At 52.0% G+C, this 14,023-nt stretch carries 13 protein-coding genes; all 13 read right to left on the bottom strand.

Annotated features, from left to right (window positions below; genetic code table 11):
* Positions 1–8: 8 nt before the first annotated feature.
* The 13 genes from OQ248_RS11325 to OQ248_RS11265 all read right to left on the bottom strand — a co-directional run bounded on the left by OQ248_RS11325 (position 9) and on the right by OQ248_RS11265 (position 14,023).
* Entirely contained in the window at positions 9–974 is a 966-nt protein-coding gene (locus tag OQ248_RS11325; RefSeq protein WP_265812878.1) for a hypothetical protein, read from the bottom strand.
* A 78-nt stretch (positions 975–1,052) separates the two neighbouring features.
* Entirely contained in the window at positions 1,053–1,808 is a 756-nt protein-coding gene (locus OQ248_RS11320; RefSeq protein ID WP_265812877.1) for a lysozyme inhibitor LprI family protein, read from the bottom strand.
* Between the two features lie 2 nt (positions 1,809–1,810).
* Positions 1,811–2,659 (bottom strand): tetratricopeptide repeat protein, encoded by an 849-nt coding sequence (locus tag OQ248_RS11315; protein ID WP_265812876.1) that lies wholly within the window; start codon positions 2,657–2,659, stop codon positions 1,811–1,813.
* Positions 2,646–3,194 (bottom strand): hypothetical protein, encoded by a 549-nt coding sequence (locus tag OQ248_RS11310; RefSeq protein ID WP_265812875.1) that lies wholly within the window; start codon positions 3,192–3,194, stop codon positions 2,646–2,648. The genes OQ248_RS11315 and OQ248_RS11310 overlap by 14 nt, the downstream gene beginning before the upstream one ends.
* 19 nt (positions 3,195–3,213) lie before the next feature.
* Positions 3,214–3,591 (bottom strand): hypothetical protein, encoded by a 378-nt coding sequence (locus tag OQ248_RS11305; protein WP_265812874.1) that lies wholly within the window; start codon positions 3,589–3,591, stop codon positions 3,214–3,216.
* Between the two features lie 28 nt (positions 3,592–3,619).
* Positions 3,620–4,051 (bottom strand): hypothetical protein, encoded by a 432-nt coding sequence (locus OQ248_RS11300; RefSeq protein ID WP_265815087.1) that lies wholly within the window; start codon positions 4,049–4,051, stop codon positions 3,620–3,622.
* A 73-nt stretch (positions 4,052–4,124) separates the two neighbouring features.
* Complete coding sequence (locus OQ248_RS11295) at positions 4,125–4,634, bottom strand: hypothetical protein (RefSeq protein WP_265812873.1); 510 nt, start codon at positions 4,632–4,634, stop codon at positions 4,125–4,127.
* Positions 4,635–4,764: 130 nt separating this feature from the next.
* Complete coding sequence (locus OQ248_RS11290; RefSeq protein ID WP_265812872.1) at positions 4,765–5,559, bottom strand: hypothetical protein; 795 nt, start codon at positions 5,557–5,559, stop codon at positions 4,765–4,767.
* 16 nt (positions 5,560–5,575) lie between these two features.
* Positions 5,576–6,943, bottom strand: coding sequence for a lysozyme inhibitor LprI family protein (locus tag OQ248_RS11285; protein ID WP_265815086.1), 1,368 nt, complete (start codon positions 6,941–6,943; stop codon positions 5,576–5,578).
* A 124-nt stretch (positions 6,944–7,067) separates the two neighbouring features.
* Entirely contained in the window at positions 7,068–7,841 is a 774-nt protein-coding gene (locus OQ248_RS11280) for a hypothetical protein (protein WP_265812871.1), read from the bottom strand.
* Positions 7,838–10,966, bottom strand: a complete 3,129-nt coding sequence (locus OQ248_RS11275; RefSeq protein ID WP_265812870.1) for a glycoside hydrolase family 19 protein — start codon at positions 10,964–10,966, stop codon at positions 7,838–7,840. The genes OQ248_RS11280 and OQ248_RS11275 overlap by 4 nt, the downstream gene beginning before the upstream one ends.
* Positions 10,966–11,976 carry a sel1 repeat family protein gene (locus OQ248_RS11270; protein WP_134828521.1) on the bottom strand — a complete coding sequence of 337 codons (1,011 nt, stop codon included), beginning with the start codon at positions 11,974–11,976 and terminating at the stop codon, positions 10,966–10,968. The genes OQ248_RS11275 and OQ248_RS11270 overlap by 1 nt, the downstream gene beginning before the upstream one ends.
* Before the next feature lie 10 nt (positions 11,977–11,986).
* The gene (locus OQ248_RS11265; RefSeq protein ID WP_265812869.1) at positions 11,987–14,023 is read right to left on the bottom strand and encodes a type VI secretion system tip protein VgrG; all 2,037 of its coding nucleotides are present in this window, start codon (positions 14,021–14,023) and stop codon (positions 11,987–11,989) included.

Raw genomic sequence — 14,023 nt, 5'->3', positions numbered from 1 at the left:
CACCTGTTTCAAAGCGAGTAATCCATCACTTCTTCCAGCCGCCAGCATTGCCCACGAACAAACCGATACTCGAAGACATAATCGATATCCGGTTTCTGCAGGATGGCGACGGCGTGATCACCCTGCTCTTCCTTGACGGTTAACGTCAGGCCCTGGGCCTCTCGCTTCGCCAAATCCGGGATAATCGGGAACTTGAGCTGATCGCCGCTGAGGCTGCTTTTTCGCATCTCGGGCTCGGGATCACCGGCCACGGTCGTGACCATTTTCAGCGGCTGCTGGACGAAGGCTTTTTGCACCTCTGCGCTTTCAGAGAAGGCTGAAAGGAAGGTTGAAAAGTTGGGTGAGGGGCAAGCGGCACTGGCCCTATCACCGTCGTTTTTGAGTGGCTTCTGACGGCTGCCCTGATTCAGTTTCGAATCCGAAATCATCCTTCCATCCAGATCCGCCAAGTACCTCTTGATGCTCGTCGCATCCTTGTAAGCACACTCGACTTCTACGCCATCTTCCTGATCTATACCGTCACGGCAGTTCTGCAACTCGGGGTCTGGCGGGTCAACACGAAAGAACTGCAAAGCCAAGTGGTCACCGTCCTTGAAGAGCGGCAATTCCAACACCGAATAGGAATCTCCTTCGAAATGCTCGTGCAAAACTTTGTGTTTTGTCAGGACAAACATGGACTTCCCCGCTCGCTCAGGGAATTTGCGCTCGAAGAAGAACACCGAGGCAATCTGTTCGCCCTCAACCTTCCACACATAATTCAGCGAAGGTTTCACCGCATTCATGGGCGTGTAGAAAATCTCGGCATCAGGCACGTGCACGTCCCTGACTTGATCCTTGAGGTTGTTCTTCAAAAAGAACACCGTGATCTTTTGATCACCCAACGAAGCAACCACCGGGGGATGCAGTTCTCCGATGGTTTGTAGGTCACTTGCCGATGCCGGCTGAGTCGACAAGCCGACGATGAGCCCGAGCACACCAAAACAACTTAAGAGCCTGTTCAATTCCGATCACGTCCCTGCTGATCAATCTTTTAAATATTTACGCTTTTGGTTTCACGATGACTCAGGTGCGCCACATTTCAGCTCTTTGATCTGCTCGTTCTGAATCGGAATCACACAGGCGAGGCGCTTGGCGCCAGTAGAACGAAGCTCTGTCAGGCTAAGCGTCACATGCAAACCATCTTCCGCGAACACATGATCCTCAAACCCCGCAGAGGCATAACCCGACCAAAACGGTTTGCCGTCAAAGCTGCAAAACCGCGTAGAGGAAAGCACCTTCCAGTTACCATCCGGTGCAACAATTTGAACGTTCAGGCATGGGTTGCCAAACGTAGTGATATAGCGAACCACAACATTGCCGAAACGCTGAGAAGCAGCTTTCGAAACGTTAACGACATCGACCACCTCACTCGGGCCATCAGGTGCGATAGCGTCAAGATAGACGGCACGCTCCAGACTCATTCTGGTGACGCATTTGTTGATAACCATGGTATGCGCCGCCGACCCGAATTGTGCAGCCGTGGTTTCAAGGGGGCACGTGGTGTCGCGCAACTTGATCCAGGCCCGTTGCGAGTCTCTGGCGATGACCATGAAAGCCTTCCCCTCCTCAGGCTCAGACTCCCACCCAGACTCGAACCGAGCCAACAATTTCTTGTAGCTGGAATTGAGTTTCGCGTCGGCATCTTTCCGCTCAGCTTCCACACACTCGTCGTATTGCCAGCTCACCGTGATGACTTTGCAGTTGTCCTCAGCGAGCGCGATTGAAGCGGACAGCAGGCCTAAGGACAACGCGATAAAGCGCACAAACATGTTCAATGTTTCATTCCCTGAATGACGGATCGCTCAACTACGCGTTGAGGTATTTTCTGCGCCTTACCGTCGGCGCTCATCGCGTCGCGGTACTCGCTGTAATAGCGCTGCGCTTCGTCTTTGCGATCAAGGCGCCAGAGTGAGTCGGCGATGTTCAACATCAGCACTGTGCGTTTACCGACGGCCTCGACGGCGCGATAGAACTTCAGTGCTAGTTCATCGTTACCGCCCTCGGCCAGGTAAAAACCCCAGTCGTTGAACGCTTGAACATTACGTGCCGGTGGATGGCACGCCATGTAGGAATCCGGGCTTAGAAAGTTCAGGCTCGATTCGATCGATTGTGCGCGGGACTGCGCTGACTTGATGCCCACGACATACTTCAACAAGTTCTTTGGAGACTCGGTCTCCAGGGCGGGGTTGAACACTTCGCCGTCTTCGGAAACCCACTGATTGCCCACCCAATTACCGAGACAAAAGCGGGGAGAGCGCTCAGCCAGCACGCAACCAGTCTCCATCGAAATCACATCGCAATGCTGTTGCGAATGCAGCGTCTCTTTACCGTCCTCCTCCGTCAACATCCCGAAGACCACCGGGTCGAGCAATAGAGTTTTCTTGTCAGGACTGAGCAACTCCGGGTGTGAATCGGCGCCAATGTCGACGCCGAAGAGTGGGAAGGTTTTCCCATTGGCGGTGAACCACGCAGTCGCCGAATCCACACCGGGCATCGTCCATTCTGTAGCCCGAAATGACACCGTGTTCCCGTTGACGCCGACTATTGGCGGGTTCTCGGCAAACGCGCCCATAGCGCTGCACAGACTGCCGATCATCAATACCCACTTAAGGCTGCCCATAGTCGATCCTTTTCACTGACGGACTTTCCGACTGCAGCTGCCTCTTCGTCACGCCATAAGCCTTGATCAGCTCTTCCCAGGAACCCTTCGAACCAAATGAGCGCTGGTTATTATCGAAGCTGTATTGCTCCAATCGCCCCGCCGTCGAGTAATACCCGTGCCATTCAGGACAGGCACCGCAACCGCCGTAGCCACCTATCGAAACAAGGCTGCCCTTGGTGCCTTTCACACAATCCATCGCCACGACAACGTTACTCAGCATCTTCGCTTTCTTACCGTCAGACGTGAGCTGTGAAACCTTGTCGATGTTGCGGCGCAACACTTTGCCGCCAATGTTGATCGTCTGATCGGAGCAGACAGGGATAAGGTGGGTTTCTGCGTCATCCACCGTCACGGATCGGCAGGACGACACCATCACCACTTCAACACCGCCACATTGCATGACATCGCGCTGGGTGTAGGCATCCTTGGGAGCGGCGAAAGCTGGAAACGAGAGCAACAGCGAAAGGCTGCCCGCGAGAAGATACTGATTCATGGAAAATTCCTTTTTGCCGTTAACCGGCCTGTTGGCCAGCCAGGCACTTTGCGTAGCCATCGGCGAATTTGGCATCGAATGACAGTTCCACCGGCTCTTCCAGTTCAGCCGAGGTGTTGAGCAACACCCGAGTGGCCGGGGTGTATTTGATCCAGCCGATGGTACCGGTGCCGTCCGTATCAAAGAGCAACTGGGCTCGCACCATTGCACCGTCGTCCTCATCAATCAACAGATTGACCTTGTCCTTGCCGACATAGCGAAACGGGAAGTTACTGCTCCTGACCATTTCGGTGAGATAGCCGTAGCAACTCCCGGCTTCGGCACTTGCCGGAATGGCGTAGGTGAGGGGCAACAGTAGAAGTGCACTCAGCATGGGCCGAATGGAAAAGCGGTTCATCCAATCATCCTTAATCAAACAGCGGCGATCACAAATCCTTGAACGTCAGCAGCCGGAACTCGTTGTTCACAAACTCGAAGTAGCGAGTCCTGTAGCGGCTTTCCAGCTCATTACCCTGCGCGTCCTCTTCGGTATCGGCCGCAATGCCGGAAACAATGAGCAGACGGCTATCAGGCCGGCTCGACAGGCTTAACGCATTGCCGTCGTATGCATTCGGCAGTCCGCCGACAACCTCCCCCGTACGCGCATCCAGTACTTCGCCGCACAAGGTGCTGCCGCCACAACCAAATTGGTACAGGATGTAGTGGCCGGCAAAGTTGACCTTGCCTTTAAGTGCCTGCGCACGAGCCTTATCCATCATCGAGTTGCTGTGTTCTTGCGGCACAGGCTCATGATTAGTGCCGGCGAACACTGGGGAAACGGTGTAATCCTTGAAGGCCGGGTTGGCGGCGTAAGCCATGGACGCGGCAATGGCCAAGAGGCCACCGAGTAGAATTGAACATCCTTTCACGCTTTAACTCCGTAACTGAAATCTATTCGGACTGACCTTCATAACGCTGTGTCTGCGGGTTGAATTGCCACAGATGTGGTCGGGTCATGGCTACGTTGTTTTTGTAGCGAATCTGCCCGCGTTTATCCCTGATGTAGGAATAGATTTCGATGTCTTTGACGTCTCCGCCGTTCTTGGGCGGACCGTCCAGTACCTTGATCCCGGCAAAGTAATCACCGCCGGTATGCTTCAAGTAACCACGGCACTGGATCAGGAAGGCGTACGTCATGTCGCCAGCCGAACCGTGACTTGAATAGGAGAGGAAGATGAAATCGTCTCGGCCATCGCCATTGAGATCACCTTGGTACACCACCTTGCCACGCTCTAGAGAAAATTCGCCATCGTAGAAGCCAGAATGTATGTCTTCGACACTTTCTCCGCTGTCTTTCCATTGCGTAAGAAAAGTCTTGGTATCGCTTTCCTCGTTGCAGACATCCGACGCCATCCCTGCCATCGGCAGCCAGCTCATACATAACAACAGCAGTCTTTTCACTTCATTTCCTTTGAACTAACCCGTCTCAATTCAGCGGGAGTGTTTTTCCATTCGCAGCAAAGGGCGCACTCGCCGTAGCGCCATTCGCCAGCAACATTTCACGCGGTAACTCCGTTCGGTCTTCGCAGGCTTACTCAAAAGCCATGCTGCGAACCGCTGTTTTGATTTCTTCAAACCCTTCGGCGCTGATCACCAACGGTGTGGCCGAGCCTGACTCCGCCGAGCCGATCAGCACGCTTTCGCCGCGCAGCAGGCAGAACGTGACGCGGGTGATGTGACGTCGTGACTTGTCATGGAAACCGAAGATGAACCCCGAGGATCTCTCCCCACCTAATGCCTCAAAGGTGTACCTGTTTTTTGGCCCCGCCAGCGACGTCGGCTCCCAACCATGATCGGTCAGGGTCGCCGGGCATTTAAGGTCGTTACTCTCTCGCACTAGTTGCAACTCAATCGTGTCATCAAGCGACGGGTTCTGAGTGGTGAGCGCGGAAAAGTTGTTGACGCTTTCACACATGACACCGAACCAGGGCTGGCTCAGATTTGTGGGCTTTTCGAAATTCCACTCATAACCCGTCGAGGTCTGAGCCTGCGACAAACGCGGGGCGCTAGTGGTTTCAGGCTGTTGTTTGGCCGCAATGAATACCAGATCAGGCGTATTGAACTGCAACCATTGATCTTTCGAGAGCGTCATTGAGAACCGACAAGGTGTCATGTCGACCGCAGCTTCGGCTGGGCCTTGCGCGATCTGCGACTGACCCGACGCATTGCCCACCGAGACAACACCTGCGGCGGCATGACTGGCCTGCGCGAAAGCTGCAATGCCGATCAGCAATACCCGCAGATATCGAGCTCTCACGAAACCCGGAATCGACAAGTCAGGCACAGCTCCACTCACTTGGAATTTAACGGCAAAGAATCGCGACACATCCGCGCTCCGAGTTTCAAATGCAGTGGCTCGCCTTGATCGGCTCTGGCCCTTGCGACTTCAATCGCGCCACGTTGTTGATGCTCAACCGGTGACCTTTATCAGCCGCCATTTCATAACAGGCTAACGCTCGGGACATATCCTTTGTTCCCAACTCGCCACCCTCAAAGGTAGACGCCAGATAACTCATCGCCTCTATGGAGCCCATGTTGATTGCTCGAATGACCTGCTCTTCGGCCTGCTTCGGATGAAGGCAGGGACCGTCATAGTCGGTGGAGTTTCCTGAACAAAGAAACGTGGCATAGCCCAACGCACCACTCGGTATTTTCGAAGCCGCTTTGAACAACGCTTCAACCTTGCTGGTTTCCAACTGAGACGCCATCTGCGAAAGACTCAAGCTCGCCGCTGACAGGCTCGCCTCTGGATCACCCGACTCAGCCGCACAGACATAATTTTCCAGGGACGCTTCTAACAATTCCGCAGTCAGACGGTATTGCTCGAGCGAACCCAGCCCTCCCAAAGCCTCGGCACGTTGATCACAGAAGTTCTCGGCACGGCTCATTGCAGGGTTACGTGTTGCGACAAGATCCTTCTCGCTGATCGACCAGTCTTCAACGCCTTCAAGCACCCAGCACGCCTGACGAGAGAAATTGAAGATTTTTACATTGCTGTTGCCCGCCCGCTTATCGACCACGTTGACGTGACTGTCATCGACCTCTTCAATCTCGACTCCAGGTGTCTTGCCGGGTGTGATGGCGGCCATCAGCGGATAGGTGAAAGAAGATCCGCTGACGCCCGAGGTCGAAGGCTCAAAGGTACTACGGTCCTTACCTGCAACCGGCTTCAACACAAGCGACTTGACCGTCATCGCAGTGAGACGACGCTGTGATTCACTGCTGGCGGAAAACGCTGTCAGGAAAGCAGGGAATTCCTCCGAAGGACAGGCGCCGTTGGCCGGCGCCGTCGAAGTGCTCTTGTCGGATGCAAGAGCAGGGACGATCTTGTCCAGGTACGCCGAGCGCTCGCGGCTCATTCTGGCGATGCACGAGTTGACCGCGAACACATGCGCCGGCATCCCCGTCTCGATCTCGAATGCCTCCAAAGGGCAGTTCGCATCGCGCAATTTCAGCCACGCACGTTGCGACTCTTTAACCTTCGCCGCGTACTCCGCGCCCAACGCAGGGTCTGCTCGATAGTCAGACTGAAGCCGCGCCATCAATTGCTTGTAGCTGAGGTTCAGCTGCGTATCGGCAGCCTTCATTGCCGATTCGGAACAGGGCACCATTTCCAGACTCGAAGTAACCTGAGTGCAGTCATCCTGCGCATACACCGCCGAAGCCGGCAGCAAAAAACCGCCGATAAACGCAAAAACAAAACGCTTCACTGTGTTCAATCCTTGATTCATTCAGATCATCAAGCTTTGCGCTTTGCAAAGCGGATTGCTTGCCGGCGTTCATTTCCCTCGCCATTCAAACCCTAGTTTTTACCCTGTTCATAGTCCCGTGATATCAGCATCCATCCGCATCACCACATAAGATCCATCCGCGAATTTCTTTACCTTTTGGTGTTTTGAACATAACCGAGAGCCAGCCAGCCTCAACAGCTTCCTGCTGGACCTTGTCCCCAGCGATCAGATACATACGAGTGACATCGTCAAAAACCGGCGAACTATAAATTTTGGCTTTTTTGTTTATCGTCAGCTGAACAGGAATACCGTCATTCCATTTAGAAAAAGCCGTGGTAGCAAGTTTATTACTGACAGATAATTGATCTTTATAAGGAAACACGTACAAAAGCCCCTTATAGTCATCAGTCAATATATCCCCACCCTCACCAAAATACTTGGAAATCCGCTCATCCCTTGAGTAACCATCATCGCTCTTTTTGTAAACATGCACACTGTAGTACTCGCCAGAGTACTTAACTCCGGTATCAGAATGTATTCCAACACTGTGAATTACAAACAGCTCATTTTCAGAGCCGCCTTTTACATCAGCAAAAAAAGCCGCACGGACTTTTCCTGTATCTGCCAAATACGGTAACTGCCCGACCAATGTCTTAGCCCTACTCGCACAATCAATATAGTTAACATCTATACCCATTTGACTGTTTGATCCGTCACTACTCGCCTCACCCTCTATGGGAACCAGATCAAAAACAATCGCACCGTCTTTTGTTGAGATCGAATGGTAAGCTTGACTCTCAGGGACATCGCAAGCAAATGAAGCTACCGAATACAGACAAAATGAAATTAGAAATCCCGACTTAAACAAAGCTCTCATAACGAACAGCCTCCAAATCCAGCCTTAAATTTTTCAGCAATCTCTTTAGTGTACTTCTCTCGTTTATCAAGCTCTTTCAGCGCAGAGTTGATAACCTTAGTTACAGACTTAATCTTGGCATCTATATCAGATGAGCTAGCATCCGCAAGCGCACCGATACCTTTCGCCTTCCAAAACCACAGACCAGACTCTATTGCGACTTTCATATTGTCTTGTGCCAGGTTTGGATTAACATCGATATTCACCCCTATCGCCACAGCACATTCACGATAGTTAGCATAGTGAGTCAAATGAAGAAGCCCTCTGCCCCTGTAGTCGTTATGAGGGTACTGATTGCTACCAAAGCTATGTTTACCGTACGCTGGATCATTTTCAATCAAATGCTGATCTATATACTCAAGTTTTTCCTCTCTGGTTAGTGACATTCCCAGCCTTGCAAAACCATCATTAATAGCGGTCGGTGCCATTCTATAGAGTTTTTCGGCAGTATAACTACGGCGAGTATAATTTAGACTCTCTCTGAAAGCAGAAAATTGAAAAGTTTCGTGCTTACCCTGCCCCATTATATGGAAAACCTGAGAACAGGTATTCACACCATACTTGGGGAAAAGCTCGTTCGCCACCGTAACAAATTCACTGATAAATGTATCCGTTACAGAGGATGGACAAACGCTTCGCATCAATGCATTAGTTAACGCGATATTACTGCCACACTTCTTGCACATATTGGTGCCCGACGAAGGCATCATATTTCCGATCATAGCAATTGGATGAAAATGCCATACATTTCCATCGCCCACGCCTTTAGACTGCGTAACCGGATCATCCCAAAATATTAAGCTATCTATCCGTTCTTTCTCGTGCTTTAAAACAGACGGATTCCCCTCGAGCAACGTATCTAGCCGTGCCCACTTGGCAGAATCAGACTTAGATCTCCACTCTGTTGGGTGATATGCAATAAGCTTTGACCAGTGGTTTCTAAACTCTACATTCTTAAGCGCAATTGGAAAATCTTCGGGGGTGACTTTTTGATCCTTATTACCAAACTTATCCAAATCCTTATATAAGGCTTGAAAAAAATCCGGCATATCTCCGGGATCCAGAAAACCATCGGAATTTGAATTCGACTCCTTAACAACACGAAAACCTAGTTTTTCCCAATCGTGTTGACTGAGGAGCTTCGCGCCTTCTTTTTTGAGCAAGCCGGTTTTGCTTTCTGCGTTATCAATTATAGTTATTTCATACCATTCTTCAGTGTCCTTATATAGAACGGCCTTTCCAAGCTCTACAAAGCTTTCATTAGAAATCGTCACCACTCCGGTTTGCGGTGGCTTGCTTCTTAAGTTCGTATTCGCTTGCAAATGCAGGTATTGTTTCCCCTGTTTCACATTTGCTTTATTTTTTAGAAAATCCTCAATTTTAGGATCAGCCGAAAAAATCTCCACGTGAACTTGATAACTTCTCGAAACCCCACCATCTGGACCTGCCAATGTTTCATTTAAACCAAGAAAACCAATTGTGTCGCCTGCCTTAATTGCCGTATCCATCGGCACAATCTTATCAAACTCAGTCGGAACCAAGCCTTGCAATTGAACATAAGGTTTTTCAACACAAGCCCAAAAAGTGGCGGGCACAGGAGTGGAATGGCTTTTCAAACCGGTTGCGGCACCGGAAGTACTCGGTACAAAGGAGCATTCCGCCATTTTGAAAAGCTTAGAGCCAATCTTCAGGCTAAAAACTTTCCCGCTATCAAATTCTATTATGCTATTTGTACAAAGAACTAAGTCTTCGTTCTGTCCTATACTATTTACCTGCCTAATTGCAGCCCCAGCTAAAGCACCGTGACTTTGCGTTGAGGGAGCCGCTCGCAAAGTAAGCCCCGTTCCGGAAACTACAGCTCTAACTTTTCCCTTCCAATAGTCTGGCTTCTTTCGCTCTGGTGCAGTTATTGCGTTCCAGCTCGCGCTTCCATCACCTCTTGGATAGGCGATGCCGTTTTGTTTATAAGCGAACCAAAAATCTTGCCCTGGAGTGCGCCCTCCAACAGTGCCTTTAATCAGCTTACCCTTGGCGTGGACGTGATCAGAATGCTCTTCTAGTATTTCAATTTCAGTTCCAGCAGAAATCGAACCATATTCGACGCAGCCGGTTGCGCCAAGAATATCGCTTCGCGCTTTAAACCCACTTGCAATCATTTTTATTTTTGGAGCACCTGGTTGCTCTGGGTCATCCGCATACCTGTCATATGGTAGCAGATGCATATACAGGCTATAAAATACGAGCTCATTCTTAGTGTTAGGCGTCACTTCCTTATTCGGAGGTGACTTATAGTCATGCCTAACAAGACAAAATGAATTTGAGTATTTCAATGCTTCTGTAGAATTTGATGTCTCAAATGCAGTCGCTAGATAATCTTCATTCAAACGGTAGGCTACGACGACACCGTCTCCAATACAACGAATAGGCTCGTCTCGCATACATTGCGGGGCAATCCTATGTGATATATGAATTCCGCCATGCCAAAAACCATGATTACCTAATAAAAAATTTCCCGAAGTCTCACCCTCAAGGGCCTTAAAAACCTCTTCAGAATCTTTGAACTGTGTTCCATCAGCCTTTCTAAATGGAAATTGAAAATTCATTATAGGAGCAGCGGCTGGCGCAGTCGGCGCTGTGGGAGTCGGCGCAGGGGTAGACGCCGGTTGGGAACCTGTCTTAAAAATCTCCTTAACTCGTAAGAACTTTATCGGCATTCGCCAATAATTTGAACCGTTCCCAAATTTAGCGGAAGCAGGACCAGTCGAATTTTGTGAACCGAAAAAGTTTCCACTTCTGTTTTCGACATCGATATCTTCGACAAATCCCGTATGGGTTGGCCAAAGCGCGATATCCCCTGGCAACACATCTTTCCACTCAATAACATCGTAATTGTCGACGTTCGTTTTGAGCAAAGCAGTATTATTGTACGGAACGTTATAGCCAGCCGCCTTTAGCATTTCCCACACTAAAGTTGAGCAATCAATCTCTTTTTTGCCGTCGCCATCAGTATCTTTTCCCTTGCCGCCACCATAAACATAATCGCCCTTGGTATAGAGCGGTCGCTGCTCAAGAACTCCAGTAGTCATCAGTTAGCTTCCTGCTTCAAGCAATTTGAGGATTCAGTTTTTACATTCTTGGCAATCAATCTCGCTGCATTTTCCTTGGATAACTCAAAACCTTGAGCAGCCGCAGCTTGGAAACACGCCAGTGCACGATTGATGTTTTTAGTACCGAGGGTCCCCCTTTCATATGAGAGTCCCAATTGATTCAACGCTTCCATAGAGCCCAGTTTTGAACCTGCCTCAAGGGCGTTCAAAGACTTTTGGGGATCTGCGCAGGGACGGACTTGGTCATAACGGCCTTCGTCGCAATAGAAGTTCGCTAGCGCCAGATTTGCTGCTCCAGAAGTGCTGGCCGCGCTGAGCAAAAGCTCAAGAATCCTGGCGTCATCCAAGCGCGGCGCTTGGCCTGATAGGCTCAGCAAGACTGCCTGATACCCCGCTTCTATGGAGCCCTTATCTGCGCCGTTCATATAGCTATCAAGTGCAGAAATATAAAGCTGACTTGATGCTGGAAACTCTGCTTCCATCGCCAAATCAGCATAGCTTTTCCCTCTCATCAAGCTGCGCTCCCCAGGAGGGAGACTTGATGCATCAACCTGAGAGTCCAACACGGTTTCTAACGACCAGTTTTCAAGGCTACTCAAAGACCAGCAATCAGCTCTTTGGAATGTAAGGATTTTCAGCAACTCTCCTGCCCGATCACGTACGAAGATCTTATTCGGAGGTTGAACCTTTACCTCCAAACTCGACATTTCGACTACTTCGGGAGAGACCGCGCTCAGCTCGCCCCCCCCAAGTACCTCAATTTCTCGCTCAACCACTTTAGGTTGACTACCCTCGGCAACAACCTCCAAAAAGTGGATAGGAGAAGCGGTAAACGCGCGTTGCACCTCTGGCTTCGCCAAAAACTCTTTCACAAAACCATGAAAATTATCAGAAGGGCACTGAATGGCGAATACGTCTGAACTCAGGCCCAATACCAGCAACACGATCCATCTCAAGCCGAATTTCCCGGCGTTCTTTTTAATTTTCATAACTAACTCATTACTCAGAAAACACAAAAAAAGCCTTCGGCTTAACCTTCTCAGGCGGCGCATTCAACAACGCCTGATCCATCAAACTCCCCGCCTTATCCTTATCCGCCGCCCCCGGCAGCACCGGCGGTTTGATCCCGATGCCAGTGCCCGCTCCCGGCGACCCGCCGGCGTTGATCTTCACCACCGGCCCAACCACGGTCACCCCACCGCCATCAAGTTTGATGAAACTGCCGCCGCCGAGAATCGTCAGCTCAGTTCCCGCCTCAATGACAATCTTGTCCCCTGCCTTGATGTGTATCTCTTTCCCGGCACTGGTCAGTTGCGCAGTCCCGAGCTTCACATGCTGGTTCTCACCAATAGTCAGGTGGTCATCCATCCGCGCTTCGATCTTGCGGTCGGAAATCGTGGTGCGGTGCTCTTCGGCCTTCAGCTCGGTGTAGGTGTTCTTCACCACGGTGTCGTGCCGTTCGTTGCCGACGCGAATCTTCTGGTCGTGTTCGACGTTTTCATCCCAGTCCCGCTGGGCGTGGATGAAGATTTGTTCGGCGCCTTTTTTGTCTTCGATGCGCAGTTCGTTGTAGCCACCGCCGCCCGGGGAGCTGAGGGTTTTGAAGACGGTTCGGGTTTTGTTCGCCGGGAGGGCGTAGGGCACCGGGTTTTCCTTGTGGTACAGGCAACCGGTCACCAGTGGCTGGTCGGGGTCGCCTTCGAGGAAGGTGACGAGGACTTCCATGCCGATGCGCGGGATGGAGATGGCGCCGTAGCGGTCGCCGGCCCAACTGCTGGAGACGCGTAGCCAGCAGCTGGTCTTGTCGTCGGCCAGGCCTTCGCGGTCCCAGTGGAATTGCACCTTGATGCGGCCGTACTGGTCGCAGTGGATTTCTTCGCCTTTGGGGCCCGTGACCATGGCGGTCTGGCTGCCGAGCACGCGAGGTTTCGGGTGTTCGAGGGCCGGGCGGTAGAACACGTCCCATGGGGTGGCGAGGAAGGTGTTGCGGTAGCCCTGGTGGAAGTCGTCCTTGTTGTCGGTGGTGTCGCTGGTCACCGATTCTTCGAGGACTTGCGGCTGTTTGCCTTCGTGGAAGATTTCGGTGAGCAGCCACAGGTCGTTCCACTCGCTGCGCGGGTGGTCGGACATTTCCATGAAGTGGCCGCTGACCAGTCGGGTCTGGTCGCCGCGACCTTCGGCCTGACGGTAGTCGGCGCGATGGCGCTCGAGGGCGCGCTGGCTTAGGAATTTGCCGCGGGCGCGGTCGATGAAGCGGCCGGGGTAGTCGTAGTCTTCCAGGTCCGGCTCGGTGCTCTCACCATCCGGCTTGTACGCGGCTTCCATTTGCAGGCGCGGCTTTTCGAAGTCGTAGTCGCGGCGGGTGGTGCGGCTGGTGCGGGTCTCCAGGCGCAGTTTGAAGCCTTTGATCACCGGCTCTTCGGCGACCATGCCGCTGCCCTGCACATACGCGGTCGGCTGGCCGAGGTTCGGGAACACGGTCTGGTCATCGCCGAACACCAGCAGGTGGCCTTTCTGGCTGTGCTGGAAGTGGTAGTGAATGCCTTCTTCTTCGCACAGGCGCTGAACGAAATGCAGGTCGGTTTCGTCGTACTGCACGCAGTAGTCGCGATCCGGGCACGGCTGGCTCAACTGGAAGCTGTAGGCGTTGCCCTTGATGCCGTGCTCGTCGAGGATCAGCGCGATGATTTTCGGCGCTGACATCTGCTGGTAGATGCGCTGGTTGGTGCGGTGATGCAGGTATTGCAGCTGCGGCACCAACGAGACTTTGTAGCGGGTCAGACGCTTGCCGGCATCGCCCTGGGCGACGCGGTAGATCTGGCCGTGGATGCCCGAGCCCTGCGGATCGAGGGCGAGGAACGCCTGTTTGTGCAGGAGTTTTTCCAGATCCAGATCCGGGTTTTCGCTGACCAGCTCCAGGTCGAAACGGAACGGCTGGCTGATGCCTTCAGTGCCGGTGAACGACAGGACTTGCAGGTCGCCCACGTAGTCTTCGACCGTCAGGCTGAAGTGCGTTTCGTTAGCTGGGTTGAACAT

It is taken from the genome of Pseudomonas sp. COW5, assembly GCF_026240005.1.
Taxonomy (GTDB): Bacteria; Pseudomonadota; Gammaproteobacteria; order Pseudomonadales; family Pseudomonadaceae; genus Aquipseudomonas; species Aquipseudomonas kribbensis.
Note: the sequence above shows the minus strand (reverse complement) of the source record. Positions and strands in the feature narration are given on the sequence as shown.